Source organism: Sphingopyxis sp. 22461 (genome assembly GCF_052044915.1).
Classification (GTDB): Bacteria; Pseudomonadota; Alphaproteobacteria; order Sphingomonadales; family Sphingomonadaceae; genus Sphingopyxis.
On record NZ_JBQENY010000007.1, the window covers coordinates 1 to 15,839 of the forward strand.

General features: G+C 66.0%; 14 protein-coding genes. 9 read left to right on the forward strand and 5 right to left on the reverse strand.

All coding sequences use genetic code 11. From position 1 onward, the window contains the following. Together ACTJI5_RS12400 and ACTJI5_RS12405 are read left to right on the forward strand one after the other, a co-directional pair. A partial coding sequence (locus ACTJI5_RS12400) for a phosphotransferase (RefSeq protein WP_440860533.1) occupies positions 1-1,071 on the forward strand: 1,071 nt, incomplete at its 5' end. A gap of 18 nt (positions 1,072-1,089) precedes the next feature. Continuing rightward, positions 1,090-2,379 (forward strand): acyl-CoA dehydrogenase family protein, encoded by a 1,290-nt coding sequence (locus tag ACTJI5_RS12405; RefSeq protein WP_440860534.1) that lies wholly within the window; start codon positions 1,090-1,092, stop codon positions 2,377-2,379. Positions 2,380-2,468: 89 nt separating this feature from the next. On the opposite strand, the gene ACTJI5_RS12410 is transcribed toward ACTJI5_RS12405, so the two are convergent. Beyond that, positions 2,469-2,780, reverse strand: a complete 312-nt coding sequence (locus tag ACTJI5_RS12410; RefSeq protein WP_439513754.1) for an alkylphosphonate utilization protein — start codon at positions 2,778-2,780, stop codon at positions 2,469-2,471. 4 nt (positions 2,781-2,784) lie between these two features. Then, positions 2,785-3,534: a class I SAM-dependent methyltransferase gene (locus tag ACTJI5_RS12415; protein ID WP_440860535.1), complete on the reverse strand. Its 750-nt coding sequence runs from the start codon at positions 3,532-3,534 to the stop codon at positions 2,785-2,787. 125 nt (positions 3,535-3,659) lie between these two features. Here ACTJI5_RS12415 and ACTJI5_RS12420 point away from each other — a divergent pair, with 125 nt between their 5' ends. After that, positions 3,660-5,399 (forward strand): N-acyl-D-amino-acid deacylase family protein, encoded by a 1,740-nt coding sequence (locus ACTJI5_RS12420; protein ID WP_440860536.1) that lies wholly within the window; start codon positions 3,660-3,662, stop codon positions 5,397-5,399. After that, positions 5,399-6,406: a zinc-dependent alcohol dehydrogenase family protein gene (locus tag ACTJI5_RS12425; protein ID WP_058539603.1), complete on the forward strand. Its 1,008-nt coding sequence runs from the start codon at positions 5,399-5,401 to the stop codon at positions 6,404-6,406. Before ACTJI5_RS12420 ends, ACTJI5_RS12425 begins: the two co-directional genes overlap by 1 nt. Before the next feature lie 4 nt (positions 6,407-6,410). Here ACTJI5_RS12425 and ACTJI5_RS12430 read toward each other — a convergent pair whose 3' ends face one another. Together ACTJI5_RS12430 and nhaA are read right to left on the reverse strand one after the other, a co-directional pair. Beyond that, entirely contained in the window at positions 6,411-7,754 is a 1,344-nt protein-coding gene (locus ACTJI5_RS12430; RefSeq protein ID WP_440860537.1) for a hypothetical protein, read from the reverse strand. Beyond that, positions 7,754-9,037 carry a Na+/H+ antiporter NhaA gene (gene nhaA / locus ACTJI5_RS12435; protein WP_440860538.1) on the reverse strand — a complete coding sequence of 428 codons (1,284 nt, stop codon included), beginning with the start codon at positions 9,035-9,037 and terminating at the stop codon, positions 7,754-7,756. The genes ACTJI5_RS12430 and nhaA overlap by 1 nt, the downstream gene beginning before the upstream one ends. A gap of 138 nt (positions 9,038-9,175) precedes the next feature. On the opposite strand from nhaA, the gene ACTJI5_RS12440 reads away from it, so the two are divergent. The 5 genes from ACTJI5_RS12440 to ACTJI5_RS12460 all read left to right on the forward strand — a co-directional run bounded on the left by ACTJI5_RS12440 (position 9,176) and on the right by ACTJI5_RS12460 (position 15,307). Continuing rightward, positions 9,176-10,600 (forward strand): glycosyl transferase family protein, encoded by a 1,425-nt coding sequence (locus ACTJI5_RS12440; RefSeq protein WP_440860539.1) that lies wholly within the window; start codon positions 9,176-9,178, stop codon positions 10,598-10,600. Next, on the forward strand, positions 10,600-11,742 hold the full coding sequence (locus tag ACTJI5_RS12445; protein WP_440860540.1) for a hypothetical protein: 1,143 nt from the start codon (positions 10,600-10,602) through the stop codon (positions 11,740-11,742). The genes ACTJI5_RS12440 and ACTJI5_RS12445 overlap by 1 nt, the downstream gene beginning before the upstream one ends. A 106-nt stretch (positions 11,743-11,848) precedes the next feature. Then, positions 11,849-12,757: a sulfite exporter TauE/SafE family protein gene (locus tag ACTJI5_RS12450; RefSeq protein WP_058539608.1), complete on the forward strand. Its 909-nt coding sequence runs from the start codon at positions 11,849-11,851 to the stop codon at positions 12,755-12,757. After that, on the forward strand, positions 12,754-13,524 hold the full coding sequence (locus ACTJI5_RS12455) for a TIGR02186 family protein (protein ID WP_058539609.1): 771 nt from the start codon (positions 12,754-12,756) through the stop codon (positions 13,522-13,524). Before ACTJI5_RS12450 ends, ACTJI5_RS12455 begins: the two co-directional genes overlap by 4 nt. Before the next feature lie 70 nt (positions 13,525-13,594). After that, complete coding sequence (locus tag ACTJI5_RS12460) at positions 13,595-15,307, forward strand: ATP-binding protein (protein WP_197411538.1); 1,713 nt, start codon at positions 13,595-13,597, stop codon at positions 15,305-15,307. A gap of 103 nt (positions 15,308-15,410) precedes the next feature. Here ACTJI5_RS12460 and ACTJI5_RS12465 read toward each other — a convergent pair whose 3' ends face one another. Continuing rightward, complete coding sequence (locus ACTJI5_RS12465) at positions 15,411-15,797, reverse strand: VOC family protein (protein ID WP_058539610.1); 387 nt, start codon at positions 15,795-15,797, stop codon at positions 15,411-15,413. Positions 15,798-15,839 lie beyond the last annotated feature (42 nt).

The following is a 15,839-nucleotide window of genomic DNA, read 5'->3' on the forward strand; positions in this document are numbered from 1 at the left end:
ACGGACGCCGACGGCCTAGGCACGGGCTATGTGATGCGGCGGGTGCTGGCGGAGGTGTCGCCGGCGAAGATATTGGCGGGTCCGCCGCCGTCGCTGCTGGAGGATCTCGGCCGCGAGCTGGCGCGCATCCACAGCATCCCGCTGGACCGCGTGCCCGCTGCGATCCCGCTGATGGACACGGCGACGGCGCTGGCGGAGCTGCGCGCGCGCTTCCTGTCGTACGGCGGCGACCGCCCGGTGATCGCGTTGGCGATCAGATGGTGCGAGGAGCATCTGCCCGCGCCCGCCGATCCGGTGCTCGTCCATGGTGATTATCGCATGGGCAATGTCATGGTCGATGCGGACGGGCTGGCGGCGGTGCTCGACTGGGAGCTGGCGCACCGCGGCGATGCGCATGAGGACCTCGCGTTCGGCTGCATGACGGTGTGGCGCTTCGGCGCGCTCGATAAACCGGCGTTCGGGGTCGGCAGCCTCGAGGAGTATTTTGCGGCCTATGAGGCGGCGGGCGGGGTGACGGTCGACAGGGGCCGCTTCCGCTTCTGGCTGATCTATCGCACCTTGTGGTGGGCGCTCGGCTGCCTGCAGATGGGGCAGATGTGGCGGAGCGGCGCCGACCGGACGGTCGAGCGCGTCGTCATCGGCCGGCGCACGGCGGAGCAGGAGCTCGATCTGGTGTGCCTGCTCGAAGACGAGGCGCCCGAGGCCGAGCGGGCGCGGGACTTGCCACCGTCGAAGCCGGTCGTACCGGAACCCGCTGGCGAGCCAACGAACCGCGAGATCGTGCAGGCGGTGCGCGACTGGATCGAAGGATCGATCAAGCCGCAGGCTGAGGGGCACGCCAAGTTCGAGGCGGTGGTCGCGATGAACGCGCTCGGCATCGTGCTGCGCGACCTCGATGCCGGGGTGCGCGCCGAGGATGCCGAGCTTGCTGCCGCGCTGCTGTCGGGAACCACGACGCTCGCCGAGCCGGGCCTGCTCGCGAAGCTGCGCCGCGCCGTGCTCGACAAATGCGCGATCGACAGCCCCAAATATGCCGCGCTCGCTGCGGCGCGCGCCGACTGGCGCGGATAACGGAACAGGGAGAGAAACATGGATTTTGCGATGCCCGCCGACTTGCAGGCGTACCTCGACGAGCTCGACGCCTTTATCGAGGCCGAGATCAAACCGCTCGAGCTCGAAGGCGACAATATCCGCTTCTTCGACCACCGGCGCGAGCATGCGCGTACCGACTGGGACAATCAGGGGCTGCCGCGCAAGGAGTGGGAGCAGCTTCTGAAGCAGGCGACGCGCAAGGCCGATGCCGCGGGGCACTGGCGCTTCTCGGCGCCGAAGAAGTACGGCGGCAAGGACGGCAGCAACCTGTGGATGGCGGTGATCCGCGAGCACTTCGCGGCGAAGGGGCTCGGCCTCCACAACGACCTGCAAAACGAGCACAGCATCGTCGGCAACTTCCCGTTCGTCGAGATGTTCGAGCAGTTTGCGACGAGCGACGAGCAGAAGGCCGAGTTCATCCTCGGCGGGTTCGAAGGGAAGCGCCGCACCGCGTTCGGGCTCACCGAGCCCGACCATGGCAGCGACGCAACGCATATGGAGACACGCGCGGTGCGCGAGACGCGCGATGGCGTCGATGGCTGGCTCATCAATGGCCGCAAGATGTGGATCACCGGCATGCATACAGCGACGCATTGCGCGACCTTCTGCCGCACCAGCGGCGACGACGGCGATGCGAAGGGCATCACTTGCCTGCTCGTCCCCACCGGCACCCCCGGCATGACCGTCGACGAATATATGTGGACGTTCAACATGCCGACCGACCATCCGAGGATGACGTTCAGCGACGTGTGGGTGCCCGACAGCGCGCGATTAGGCCCCGAGGGCGGCGGCCTGTCGATCGCGCAAAGCTTCGTTCACCAGAACCGCATCCGCCAGGCGGCGAGTTCGCTGGGCGCCGCGGTCTACTGCATCGAGGAGTCGGTCAAATATGCGCGCGAGCGCAAGCCGTTCGGCGAGGCGCTGGCGAAGAACCAGGCGATCCAGTTCCCGCTGGTCGAGCTGGCGACGCAGGCCGAGATGCTGCGCCTGCTGATCCGCAAGACCGCATGGGACATGGACAATACGCCGCACAAGGAGGTCGAGCGCACGCTCTCCGACAAGGTCAGCATGTGCAATTACTGGGCGAACCGGCTCGTCTGCGAAGCCGCCGACCGCGCGATGCAGGTCCATGGCGGCATCGGCTACTCACGCCACAAGCCGTTCGAACATATCTACCGCCACCACCGAAGATACCGCATCACCGAAGGCGCCGAGGAAATCCAGATGCGAAAGGTCGCCGCTTACCTGTTCGGATATATGGGGCCGCGGAAGGGGAGGTTGGGTTAGGTTCGACTAGTCGTCATCCCAGCGAAAGCTGGGATCGCCGGCGGCCTGCTGTGACGATGGCGGCCCCAGCCTTCGCTGGGGCGACGGTGCTATCGCTTTCTTACAAACTCCGCGCGCAGCACCAGCCCCTTGATCCCCTCGTGCCGGCAGTCGATTTCCTGATCGTCGCCGGTCAGGCGGATCGACTTGATCACGGTGCCGACCTTCAGCGTCTGCCCCGCGCCTTTGACGTTCAGATCCTTGACCAGCACGACCGAGTCGCCGTCGGCGAGCAGGTTTCCGACGGCATCGCGCACCTCGGGACCCGCCACCGCGGCGGCATCGCGTGCGGCGATATCGCCGGCGGACAGCCATTCGCCGCTCGCCTCGTCATAGACATAATCTTCGTCGTCGCTGGTCATATTTTTATCCCGGTTTGCGGAAGCGCAGGGTGAACTGGTCGGTCTTGCCGCGGATCTTGTCGTCGAAGACATTGGCGCTACGCGGATCGGCGGGGCGGCGATAGAGATCGCTTTCGGCCTCGAGCTTGAAGCCAGCCTTGGTCAGCGTCGCGACGACCGCATCCTTGTCGATCCGGTGCAGGCTGTCGGACAGCGTCGTGCCGGTGCCTTTCGCCGCGCTATGGTCGACGACGACCAACGTGCCGCCGGGTTTCAGCGCCGCGAACAAGGCCGCGCTCGCCTTGTCGCCCGTGCCTTCGGGGAAGGGCTTCAGATAGAGGTCGTGGAAATTCTGCACCGTAACGATCGTGTCGAGCGGCTCGGGAAAGGCGGGCGCGGCGAACGGACCGGCGACGGCATCGACATTGACGTAAGCGGCGTCGACCGCGGCCTGATCGGTGCCATATTGCGCCTTGAACTTGATGAATTCGGCGGGCTGGAAGGCATAAACCTTGCCCGACGGTCCGACCGCGGCGGCGAGCAGGCGGGTGACATAACCACCCCCCATCACATAATCGCCGACCTTTTGTCCGGGTTTGACCTGGGCGAAGGCGAGCAGTTCTGCGGGCTTGCGCGCCGCGTCGCGTGCCCGGTCGGCGGCGGGCCGCGCAGGATCGGCGAGCGCGGTCTTATAGCTGGGGGCGGCCGCCTGTTTGGCGGCGAGCGGGGTCGCCGAGACGGCGAGTATCAGGGCGAGGGTAAGCGGACGGATCATGGCATCGACTCCCTATCTCTTGTCCCGCCATCATAGCGTCTTGCCGGGGCGGCTGCGCGTTTATTTGCATCTCGCGATTTTGATGATAGGTTTCTTCGTGAAACTAAAAAATTGGGAGAGCGGACATGCATGATCTGGTGATTCGCGGCGGCACCGTCGTCGATGGTTCGGGCGGCGCGCCCTTTGTCGCGGATGTCGCGGTCGATGGCGACCGTATCGTCGCCGTCGGCGAAAATCTTGGCGCGGGCCGCGAAGAAATCGACGCCGCCGGCAAGATCGTCACGCCGGGCTTCGTCGACGTCCACACCCATTATGACGGACAGGCGACGTGGGACGCCGAAATGGCGCCGTCGAGCTGGCACGGCGTCACCACCGTCGTGATGGGCAATTGCGGCGTCGGCTTCGCCCCCGCCAAGCCCGACCGGCATGATTGGCTGATTTCGCTGATGGAAGGCGTCGAGGACATCCCCGGCACCGCGCTCGCCGAAGGCATGTCGTGGGACTGGGAAACCTTCCCCGAATATATGGACGCGCTCGAAAAGCTGCCGCGCACCGTCGACGTCGCGTGCCATGTCCCGCACGGCGCGGTGCGTGCCTATGTGCTCGGCGACCGCGAAAAACCCGGCGCGATCCCGACCGAGGCGGACATCGCCGAAATGTCGCGCATCGTCGAGGAAGGTGTGCGCGCGGGGGCGCTCGGCTTCTCGACCAGCCGCACCGTGCTGCACAAGTCGATCGACGGCGAACTTGTCCCCGGAACCACGGCGACCGCCGAGGAATTGATCGCGATTGGCCGCGCGATGGGGCGCGTCGGCTACGGCGTGTTCGAAATGGCGAGCGACATGAAGCGCGAGTGGAACGAATTTCAGTGGATGGGCGATCTCAGCCGCGAGACGGGGCTGCCGGTGACCTTCGCCGCACTCCAGTCGATCGCCAAGGAACTGCCGCTCGAGGAGCAGATTGCCGAAATGCGGAAGCAGAATGCGACCGGCGCGAACATCGTCGCGCAGATCGCGCTGCGCGGCAACGGCATCATCATGGCGTGGCAGGGCACCGTCCACCCCTTCCGCTTCAAGCCCGCGTGGAACGAGATCATCGACCTTTCGTGGGAGCAGCAGCTCGCGAAGCTGAAAGACCCGGCGTTCAAGGCACGCATGATTTCGGAAGCGAATGTCTGGCCCGAAAGCGACATCCTCGACTTCCTGAAAATAGTCGCCGAAGGCTGGCCGGTCCATTTTGAGATGGATCCCGACTTCAACTATGAGCCGAAGATGGACGAAAGCATCGCGGGTCGCGCCGCCGCGGCGGGCGTCTCGCCGGCCGAATATGCGTATGACCTGCTGATGAAGGACGACGGCAAGGGTTTCATCTATTTTCCGATTTTGAACTACCGCGACGGCAACCTCAATTTCCTCGAGGATTTGCAGGCGTCGGACGACACAGTGAACAGCCTGTCCGACGGCGGCGCGCATTGCGGGACGATCTGCGACGCGGCCTCGCCGACCTTCATGCTCCAGCATTGGGTGCGCGACCGCAAGGGCCATCGCATCGCGCTCGAACATGCCGTCAAGCGCCAGTGCCGCGATACCGCCTTGCTCTATGGCCTCGAGGACCGCGGCGTGCTCGCGCCGGGCTATCTCGCCGACCTCAACGTCATCGATATGGATGCGATCAAGCTCGGCAAACCCTGGCTCGCCTTCGACCTGCCCGCAGGCGGCAAGCGCCTGCTGCAAAAGGCCGACGGCTATGTCGCGACGGTGAAGTCGGGCGTGGTGACATTCAAGGGCGGCGCCATGCAGGGACCGACCCCCGGCGGCGTGATCCGCGGCCCGCAGCGCGTCGAAATGGCGATGGCGGCGGAGTGATGCGGGCGGTCCAGCTTCGCGCGCCCGCCTCGCTCGACAATCTGAGGCTGGCCGATCTTCCCGACCCCGGCGATCCGGGGCCCGGCGAGATTCGCGTGCGGCTGACGGCTTCGTCGCTCAACTTCCATGATTTCGCGGTCGTCGCCGGAATGATCCCGACCGTCGACGGTCGCATCCCGATGTCCGACGGCGCGGGGACGGTCGAGGCGATCGGCGAAGGGGTGACCGACTATCGGGTCGGCGACCATGTCGTGTCGCTCTTCTTTCCTTACTGGGACGACGGCGCGGCGCCGTCGACCGCCTTCACGCAGGTGCCGGGCGACGGCATCGACGGCTATGCGCGTGAAGTGGTGGTGACACCGCAGCACTGGTTCACTCAGGCGCCCACGGGATGGTCGGCCGCCGAGGCGGCGACGCTGACCTGCGCGGGGCTGACCGCATGGCGCGCATTGTTCGTCGACGGTGTTACACAGCCGGGCTCGACCGTGCTGGTGCAAGGCAGCGGCGGCGTATCGGTGTTCGCGCTGCAATTCGCCAAGGCAGCCGGCGCGCGCGTCATCGCGACGAGTTCGTCCGACGCGAAGCTCGACCGGCTGAAAGCGCTCGGCGCCGACGAGCTGATCAATTACAAGGAGGTGCCGGCGTGGGGCGCCAAGGCGCTCGAACTCTCGGGCGGGCGCGGGGTCGATACGGTGGTCGAGATCGGCGGCGCGGGGACGCTCGACCAGTCGATGGTCGCGACCCGCGTCGGCGGCCATGTCGCGCTGATCGGTGTGCTCGCGGGGATCGCCGGACCGGTAAAGACCGCGCTGTTGATGAGCAAGAATCTGCGCGTGCAAGGGCTGACCGTCGGTAGCCGTGCGCAGCAGCTCGCGATGATCGCGGGGGTCGAGGCGAATGCTATCCGGCCGATTCTTGACCAACATTTCCCCCTCGAAAATCTCGCCGAGGCTTTCCGCCATCAGGCGGCGAACGCGCATTTCGGCAAGATCATCGTCGATATTTGACGGCTCAGCGCGCGAGCAAATCCGAAGGCAAGGTCGGTTCGCTGACGATCTTTGCCATGCGCCGCCACATCTCGTCGCGCGATGGCCTGCCGCGCTCGACCCACGCGCGGACCATCGTCTCGCCGAGGCCATAGTTGATCACATAGCTGCGATACTGATCGGTGAAGCTGATCGACTGTTCGGCGCGCTGGGCCGAGACGAGCATATATTTCTGCGTCAGCGCGACCGCCGTCGGACGGTCGATTTCGCCGTCGAGATATTGCTGCGCGATCGTCAGCCGCGCCCCCGACGCGCGCTTGATCGCCGCGAGCAGCTGCCAGTAGCGATCGCCGGACGGCACCGCGATCTCGGCGATCGGCATCAGCACGTCGCGTTCGGTGTCGGCCTTGCTGCTTTCGGGAAAGGCGAGGTCGATGCCGTAATTGGCGCTGCCCTCCGCGATCAGGCTTTGCGGGCTGTAGAGCGGATAGACGCTGAACTCGATCCAGCCGCGCTCTTTCACGAGCTTCTCTTCGAGCTTCATGTTGAGCAGGTGATGTCCCGGATAGCCCTCGTGACAGCCGAGATCGAGCGCGCGCGACAGGCGGATCGGCAGGTCGGTATTGACCTGGATCAGGCTGTGATAGCCGCCTTGGTAATAATTATAGCCGCTCCAGCTTTTGCCGGTGACGAATTCGAGGCGGAAACTTTCGTTTGCCGGCATCGGGATATGCGCCATGCTGCGGCCGCGGCAGCGAGCGATCGCGGCGTCGAAGGTCTTTTGCAGCCGGTCCTTGGGGATGGTGAAGGCGTCGAGATAGGCTTCGACGCGGTCCGGGAGTGCGCCTTCGCCGGGGACCAGCGCGTCGATCTTCGCGAGTTCGGCATCATAGCTCGCGAGCGGCTTCAGTCGCGGCCGCACGCCGAACAGCCGTTCGGCCTCGTCGGCGAAGGCGAAGCGCGTGCCTTGCATCATCATCAGCCGCGTTTCGGCAGCGCGGAGCTGAGCGCGCAGGAAAGTCGCGCGGCGGCGTTCGAGCGGGTCGGGAATGCGCCGCGCCGCGAGATCGATTTGTGCCATCAACTCGCGCGTTGCTGTGAGCAACGCAGCCTTGTCGCGCGGTGCGGCCTCGGCGGCTGTTTTGAGTTCGGGCGGGCCGTAGTAGGCGTCGATATAGCCGGCCTCGTGCGTCCCGATTTCGAGTGTCAGCCGCAAATAGGCTGCCGCAATCTCGTCGAGCGCCTCGGTCGAGGCGGCGGTGCGGCGCACGTCGAGCGTCGCGACCCCGGGTTTCGGCGGCGTTTTTGTTTCGCTTGCAGCGCAGGCCGACAGGGCGGCAACCAGCGACAGAATGACAAATTTGCGCATCAGTCTGCCATAGCGCGCTTTTCGGACGTGTCACGCACATCGCCGTCGGCGGCGATCTCGGCATCGGACGCGCTTTCGACCGCCCCATGTTCGGGATGCGGCGGCGCGAAACGCAGCACCGCAAAGCCCGCGAGCGCCGCCGCGAGCGACCCCATCAGGATCCCGATCTTCGCCTCTTCGACGAGCAGTGCGTCGCCCGGAAAGGCGAGGCCGCCGATGAACAGGCTCATCGTGAAGCCGATGCCGCACAGCATCGCGACGCCATAGACCTGCAGCCATGTCGCGCCGCGCAGCCGCCCCGCGATGCCGAGTTTGACCGACAGCCAGACGCTGCCGAAAATGCCGATCTGCTTGCCGATAAACAGCCCCGCGGCGATACCGAGCGGCAGCGGCGCGAAAATCTGCTCGGCGGTCAGCCCGCTCACGTCGACCCCGGCATTGGCGAAACCGAACAGGGGCACGATCGCAAAGGCGACCCACGGGTGGAGGCCATGTTCGAGCCGGTGGAGCGGCGAGGTTTCGCTGTCGGGCGCGCCCGGGGTGCGATCGAACGGGATCGCCATCGCCGCGAGCACCCCGGCGATCGTTGCGTGGACGCCCGAGAGCAGCATCGCGTACCAGAGCAAGGCGAACATCAGCAGGTAGAGCGGCAGGCTCTGCACGCGCATCCGGCCCATCGCGAACATCAGGCCGAGAATGACCGCAGCGGCGGCGAGCGCGAGCAGGTTGATCTTCGCGGTATAGAACAGCGCGATGATCGCGACCGCGCCCATGTCGTCGACAATCGCGACGGTGACGAGGAACAGCTTGAGCGAGGTCGGCGCGCGCTTGCCGAGCAGCGCGAGCACGCCCATCGCAAAGGCGATGTCGGTCGCCGCGGGGATTGCCCAGCCCTGCGCCAGCGCCGGGTTGCCTCCGGCAAAACCCATATAGATCGCCGCCGGCACCGCCATCCCCGCCGCCGCGGCGATGAACGGCAGCCGCCGCCGGTCCCAGCTCGCGAGCCGCCCGTCGACGAACTCGCGCTTGATCTCCAGCCCGACGAGCAGGAAGAAAATCGCCATCAGCCCGTCATTGATCCACAGATGGACGGTCATCGGCCCAAGTTTGTCGGTGAGCACCGGGCCGGTCACGGCATGAATCGCATCGTGATAAAGTGCCGCCAGCGGCGAATTGGCAACAATCATCGCCAAAATGGCGGCGAAAATAAGCAGCATTCCGCCCGCGCTTTCGCTCTCCAGGAATTCGCGCAATGCTGAACGGGGCGGAAAACTGCGGGTCATGAGTAAGCGATTTCCTTTGTTTGTCAGAAAATTTGACGGTTGGCCGCCGACAGGGGCGCGTCTTTACAAATCTGCTCTGTTCACTAGCAATATCGATATTGATGACATTAGGTGATCGGTGGGGGCGGGGCTAGCACATTGGAGCTGTCGACCGCATGGCTGGAATGGCTGGTGCTGGGTGCCGGCCACGAACTGATGCTGTTCGCATCGGTCGGAATCCTGCTGTTCGGGCTCGATGACCTGCTTTTCGACGCGCTGTGGCTGGCGACGCGCCGGCGCGGACGGTCGCTGACGCCGACCGCGCCGCCGGTCGAGGGGCGCTTCGCGATCTTCGTGCCCGCATGGGACGAGGCCAAAGCGCTTCCCGCGATGCTGCGGCGCACGCTTGGCGCTTGGGAGGGCGAGGATTTCCGGCTTTACGTCGGCTGCTATCCCAACGACGCCGAGACGCTCTTCGCCGTGTCGCCGCTGGTCGCGCGCGATGGACGGCTACGGCTTGTCGTCGGCAGTGGCGAAGGGCCGACGACCAAGGGCGACAATCTCAATCGGCTGTGGGTGGCGCTCGCCGAGGACGAGCGGGCGGAAGGCGTTCGGTTTGCCGCTATCGTCCTTCACGATGCCGAGGATCATGTGCATCCAGGCGAGCTCGCGCTCTATCGCCGCTATCTCGGCGAAAATGCGATGGTGCAAATACCCGTCGTGCCCTTGATCAAGCGTGCGGAGCGCTGGGTCGGCGGGCATTATGGCGACGAATTTGCCGAAGCGCATGGCAAGGAACTGGTCGTTCGTTCGCGCCTCGGCCTGCCGCTTCCGTCGGCGGGGGTCGGCTGCGCGCTGACGCGCACTGCGCTGGCGCTGCTGGCGATCGAACGCGGCGGTGAACCTTTTCGCTGCGACAGCCTGACCGAAGATTATGAGATCGGCATGGTGATCGGCGCCTATGGCCTTGGAACCCGCTTTGTCGATACGGTCGGACCCGCCGGCGACCGTATTGTGTCGCGGGGTGCCTTTCCGGGCCGGACCGAAAAGGCGGTGCGGCAGAAATCGCGCTGGATCGCCGGGATCGCGCTGGCGGGGTGGGACCATCTGGGCTGGCCGGGATCGCGGCGCGACGACGCCGATCTTCGCAGCGGCCGTGCCTGGATCGCACGCTGGATGCTGTGGCGTGACCGCCGCGCGCCGCTCGCCGCGCTCATTCTCCTTGCCGCGTATGTCGGGGCGCTACTGACGGCGCTGGGCTGGGCGGGACAATATCTGCTCGGCTGGAATGCGATCATCGTCGGCGACGGCATGCGGCTGCTTCTCGCCTTCAATGCGGTCATGCTCTGCTGGCGACTGGCAATGCGCGGGCATTTCACGGCGCGCTGGTACGGCCTCAGCGAAGCGATGCTTTCGCTGCCGCGCGCCTTTTTTTCGAATGTGATCGCGATGCTCGCGGCGCGGCGCGCGATCGGTCTTTATTGGCGAATGCTGCGATCGGGCGAAGTCATATGGGACAAGACCGAACATCTGGAACATGAGGCCACCTACGACGACGCTTTTGCCAGGACGGTGGCGCGGTGATGGCGCGCCGGGCCGATGCGCGGCGCGACGCGCCGGCGCTGCGCTTCCTGCTCCTGTGCGTCGGCGGCTGGATCGCGGTGCGGATCATGGTCGTCTGGAACCCCGCTATCGCGCCGCCCCCCGATCCGGCCACCGTGCCTTGGGCCGTGCCGTCGCCCTTTGCCGCGAGCGACAGTGTTCGGGACAGCGCCCCACGCGCGGACGCTTCACCGATGCGTGCCACGCCGTCGCTGCGCGCGCGCGCAGCGCATGCTTTCGCTGTGCCGGGACCACGGTCGGTCGATGTGTCGCTCACGCCGGGAGAAGAGCCGGTTTCGGGCGGCTTCGGTGCCGATCGTCACAGCCTTCGTCTCGCGTTATTCGCGCGACTCCTACCCGCGCCTCCCGGCCGGTTCGCGCAGTCGGCCGCTGCGGCGAACGGGCCTTTATGGTTCCCCCTCGCGCCCGCCGCGCCGGCCGATCCGGGGCAGGGCAAGCCCTTCTGGATCCAGCGGCAGATGGGAGGCTGGGCGCTCGCGGGCTGGCTCTATCTGCGCGAAGGGTCGGGGAATGCGCCGGAAACCATCGGCGGCGCGAGCCAGCTCGGCGGCAGTCAGGCCGGGCTCCGCCTCGCCTATGGGTTCGGCGATGCCGGCCGTATCCGCGCCTATGGCCGCGCGACGATCGCGGTGCAGCGGCCGCAGCAACGCGAGCTTGCCTTCGGCCTCGCTTTCGCCCCGCTCGCGCAGCTGCCGGTCGATCTCGCGATCGAGCAGCGCGTCGCCGCGGGAAAAGAAGGTCGAACGGCGCTTGCCGTGATGGCCAGCGGCGGGGTCTCGGATGTCACGCTGCCCGCCGGTTTCCGGCTCGACGCCTATGCGCAGGCGGGCGTCGTCGGGACGCGGCGGCGCGACGGCTTTGCCGACGGGGCGATTGTCGTCGATCGCCGCCTTGGTTCCGAAGAAACATCCTTGCGCCTCGGCGCGCTCGCGGCGGGAGCGGTGCAGCCCGGCGCGGCGCGCGTCGATGTCGGCCCGCGGCTGACGCTCCGCCTGCCCGACGTGGGCGAGGGCAGCCGCATCGCGCTCGACTGGCGCCAGCGCGTCGCGGGCGATGCGCGCCCCGAAAGCGGCCTTGCCCTGACCCTCGCAAGCGACTTCTAGAGAACGGTAAAATTTAGCCGCCGCGGCCGATTCCCCACGCCGAAAAAATGGTCTAGGGTCCTTGGAATCGGCGCGGTTCCAGCGCCGCTGAGCGCAATCGGGGCCCATGGACCTTTACCTTCCTGTCGCCAATCTGTCGGTCAATGCGCTGGTCATCATCCTGCTCGGTGGCGGGGTGGGTTTCCTGTCGGGCATGTTCGGCGTCGGCGGGGGTTTCCTGACCACGCCTTTGCTGATCTTTTACGGCATCCCGCCGACGGTCGCCGCGGCGTCGGCGGCGACGCAGGTGACGGGCGCGAGCGTGTCGGGGGTGATGGCGCATCTCGAGCGCGATGGGGTCGACCTGCGTATGGGCTGGGTGCTCGTCGCGGGCGGCCTGATCGGCTCACTGATCGGCGCGGGGCTGTTCGAGCTGCTCACCGCCTGGGGCCAGATCGATACGGTGATCAACATCCTCTATGTCGCTTTGCTCGGTATCGTCGGCACCTTCATGGGGCGCGAGGCGTGGGGAAGCTACCGCGCCGCGCAGACCGGATTGCCGGCGCCCGCGCGCAAGCGGCGTCATCACCCGATGGTCGCGAACCTGCCGATGCGCTGGCGCTTCTATCGGTCGGGCCTCTATATTTCGCCGCTCGCGCCGCTGCTGCTCGGCATGGTCGGGGGCGTGCTGACGATGCTGCTCGGCGTCGGCGGCGGCTTCATCATGGTGCCGGCGATGCTTTACCTGATCGGCATGGGGACGCAGGTGGTGGTCGGCACGTCGCTGTTCCAGATCCTGTTCGTGACGATCGCGACGACGATGGTCCATGCGCTGACCACCGGCGCCGTCGATATCGTCCTCGCGGGGCTGCTGCTGCTCGGCAGCGTGATCGGGGCGCAGTTCGGTGCGCGCTTCGCGCAAAAGGTGAAGCCCGAATATCTGCGCATGGCGCTCGCGGCGATCGTGCTGCTCGTCGCGCTGCGCATGGGCGTCGACCTCTTCATCCGCCCCGACGAAATCTACACCGTGCAATGAGCGCGCCGCGCGCCTTGCTTCTGTCGCTCGCGGCGCTGCTGTTGCCCGCGGCCGCCCATGCGGCCGATCCGCGGCTGGTGCCAGATGTGTCGAGCCGCGCGATCGATATCCAGTACAGCTTTACCGGCGAGGAATTGCTGCTGTTCGGCGCGATCCTCTATCCCGGCCAGCGCCTGCCCGACGACCGCGCCGACATCGTCGTCGTGCTGAAGGGGCCGGTGCGGCCGATCGTGCTGCGCGAAAAAAGCCGCGTCGCGGGCATCTGGGTCAACGCCAGCAGCATCCGCCTGCGCACGTCCCCGGGCTTTTACGCGATCGGCTCGTCGCGTCCGATCGACAAGCTGGTCGACGAACGCACCGCAGCGATCTTTGAACTCGGCCTCGCCAATCTGTCGATGTCGCCAAGCGGATTTTCGGAGGCGAAGAAGCTCGAGCGGTTCGAGGCGGGGCTGACCGACCTCTATCGCCGCTCGGGCCTTTTCGTCGAAAATCCCGCCGCGGTCGAAATCACCGAAGGCGTGCTCTATCGCGCGCGTATCCCCGTGCCGGCGCGTGTTCCGGTTGGCACCTACCGCGCCGAAACCTATCTGATCAGCCGCGGGCGCGTGCTCGCGGTCGCGTCGCGCGATGTCCAGATCCGCAAGGCCGGGTTCGAGCGCTTCGTCGCGCTCGCGGCGCAGCGGCACGGCTTTCTTTACGGTCTTTCGGCCGTATTCCTGTCGCTCGTGCTCGGTTACGGCGCTTCGGCGATCTTCCGGCGCCGATAGCTATCATTCACGGCCTATTTACCCTCGTCTGCGATACCCGGCCGGGGACCACAATAGGCGGGGCGGATACATGGACATGCAGGGCGGCGGATTCAGCGCCGGGGACTTGACGGCGGCACAGCATGTTCGGCTTGCCGGCGGCGGCGTAGCGGCCTCGATTGCGCCGGTAACCAACCATCATCGCGACGATCTGATGATCGGCGAAGTCGTCGATATTTCGGGATCGGCCTCGCGGATCCTGCTCGATGCCGCGGCGATCGGCAAATTGGCTTCCTCCAGCGATTCCGCGGTGGCGATGGCCGGGCAGGTCGGGGCGCAGGTCAAGGTCCGTGTCGGCAATATCTGGCTGATCGCCAGCATCCGCGACCAGCAGCTGCACGAACGCGGCGAGGGGCTGATCCTCGCGACGGTCGACTTTCTTGGCGAAGGCGAAGAAGAAAAGATCACCGGCCGCATTCACAATTTCCGCCGCGGCGTCACCCGCTACCCGATCCCGGGCAGCCAGGTTTTTGCGGCAACCAGCGCCGATCTCAAGCAGATCTACGCCGCCGACGAGCGCGCGCATGTCGAAATCGGCACCGTCTATCCGACCAAGGATATTCGCGGGTCGCTCTATGTCGACGCGATGCTGGGCAAGCATTTCGCGCTCTTGGGTTCGACCGGTACGGGTAAATCGACCAGCGCCGCGCTGATCCTTCACAAGATCTGCGAGCTCGCGCCGCAGGGTCATATCGTGATGATCGATCCGCACGGCGAATATTCGGCGGCGTTCAAGGGCATCGGTGCGCTGTTCGACGTCGACAACCTCGCCATGCCCTATTGGCTGATGAATTTCGAAGAGCATTGCGAAGTCTTCGTCACCGCCGAGGGCCGCGACCGCCAGGCCGACTGCGACGTGCTCGCGCGCTGCCTGCTCCAGGCGCGGATGAAAAACCGGCTGGCCGAAGGCATGACGAAGATTACCGTGGACTCGCCGATTCCCTATCTGCTCTCCGACCTGCTCAACATTCTGCAAAACGAAATGGGCAAGCTCGACAAGGCGACGTCGAGCGCGCCGTTCATGCGGATCAAGGGCAAGATCGAGGAAATGCGCGCCGATCCGCGCTATAATTTCATGTTCTCGGGCATGCTCGTCGCCGACACGATGACGAATTTCATCGGCAAGATTTTCCGCCTGCCGTCGGACGGCCGGCCGATCTCGATCATCGATGTGTCGGGGGTGCCGAGCGACATCACGTCGGTCGTCGTCGCGGTGCTGTCGCGCCTGACCTTCGACTATGCGATCTGGTCGCGCGGCGAACCGCAGCGCCCGATCCTGCTCGTCTGCGAAGAAGCGCACCGCTACATCCCGGCCAAGGACATCGGCCAGGGTCAGGCGGTGCGCAAGATCCTCGAACGGATCGCCAAGGAAGGCCGCAAATATGGCGTGTCGCTGGGCCTCATCACCCAGCGTCCGTCCGATCTGGCCGAAGGCGTGCTGTCGCAGTGCGGCACGATCATCTCGATGCGCCTCAACAACGAACGCGACCAGCATTTCGTGAAGGCCGCGATGCCCGAAGGCGCGCGCGGCTTCATCGATTCGATCCCGGCGCTGCGTAACCGCGAATGCATCGTCTGCGGCGAGGGCGTGTCGATCCCGATCCGCGTCTATCTCGACACGCTCGAAGAGGAAAAGCGCCCGGCATCGAGCGATCCGCTGTTCTCGAAACTATGGCGCGAAACCGGCGGCGAGGCAGAAATCCTCGAGCGTGTGGTCAAGCGCTGGCGCAGCCAGGGGCGGTAAGTCCCGGCGCCAAACCCAAAACCGTCATCCCGGCGAAGGCCGGGATCTCACCGGTGCGCCATGTCGGTAGGTCGAGATCCCGGCCTTCGCCGGCATGACGATATTATGTTTTCGGCGGTTCCCACAATTCGATCGGGTTACCCTCTGGGTCATGCACCCGGGCAAATCGTCCGACCGCGGGGTCGTCCCACTCGTCCTTGGTGATGATCTCGTCGCCCGCCGCGCGAAACGGCGCCAGCACGGCGTCGAGATCGTCGACGCGCAGGTTCAGCATATGCTGGCGGTCGGCGGGGAAATAGTCGGTGTCGGCCTTGAACGGCGCGAAGACGAGCGGACCCGCGGTCACATTCCACACCCATTGGTTCGGCGGTACGCTCTCGTCGGCGCTGCATCCGCCTCCGACGCCCAGCCGTTCGCGATACCAGGCGCTCAGCGCCTCGGGGTCGCGTGCCCGGAAAAACAGTCCACCGATGCCTTTGACATGTCCCATGATGGCCTCCCGCCCGTGAAGCGGACAGCCTAGGCCGATTGG

What these genes read in the sequence shown, in the direction of transcription:
- ACTJI5_RS12455 (WP_058539609.1), top strand. Translation starts at nt 12,754, where the DNA reads ATGAGCGCGCCGCGCGCCTTGCTTCTGTCGCTCGCGGCGCTGCTGTTG.
- ACTJI5_RS12420 (WP_440860536.1), top strand. Translation starts at nt 3,660, where the DNA reads ATGCATGATCTGGTGATTCGCGGCGGCACCGTCGTCGATGGTTCGGGC.
- nhaA (WP_440860538.1), bottom strand. Translation starts at nt 9,037, where the DNA reads ATGACCCGCAGTTTTCCGCCCCGTTCAGCATTGCGCGAATTCCTGGAG.
- ACTJI5_RS12465 (WP_058539610.1), bottom strand. Translation starts at nt 15,797, where the DNA reads ATGGGACATGTCAAAGGCATCGGTGGACTGTTTTTCCGGGCACGCGAC.
- ACTJI5_RS12425 (WP_058539603.1), top strand. Translation starts at nt 5,399, where the DNA reads ATGCGGGCGGTCCAGCTTCGCGCGCCCGCCTCGCTCGACAATCTGAGG.
- ACTJI5_RS12445 (WP_440860540.1), top strand. Translation starts at nt 10,600, where the DNA reads ATGGCGCGCCGGGCCGATGCGCGGCGCGACGCGCCGGCGCTGCGCTTC.
- ACTJI5_RS12405 (WP_440860534.1), top strand. Translation starts at nt 1,090, where the DNA reads ATGGATTTTGCGATGCCCGCCGACTTGCAGGCGTACCTCGACGAGCTC.
- ACTJI5_RS12450 (WP_058539608.1), top strand. Translation starts at nt 11,849, where the DNA reads ATGGACCTTTACCTTCCTGTCGCCAATCTGTCGGTCAATGCGCTGGTC.
- ACTJI5_RS12460 (WP_197411538.1), top strand. Translation starts at nt 13,595, where the DNA reads ATGGACATGCAGGGCGGCGGATTCAGCGCCGGGGACTTGACGGCGGCA.
- ACTJI5_RS12430 (WP_440860537.1), bottom strand. Translation starts at nt 7,754, where the DNA reads ATGCGCAAATTTGTCATTCTGTCGCTGGTTGCCGCCCTGTCGGCCTGC.
- ACTJI5_RS12410 (WP_439513754.1), bottom strand. Translation starts at nt 2,780, where the DNA reads ATGACCAGCGACGACGAAGATTATGTCTATGACGAGGCGAGCGGCGAA.
- ACTJI5_RS12415 (WP_440860535.1), bottom strand. Translation starts at nt 3,534, where the DNA reads ATGATCCGTCCGCTTACCCTCGCCCTGATACTCGCCGTCTCGGCGACC.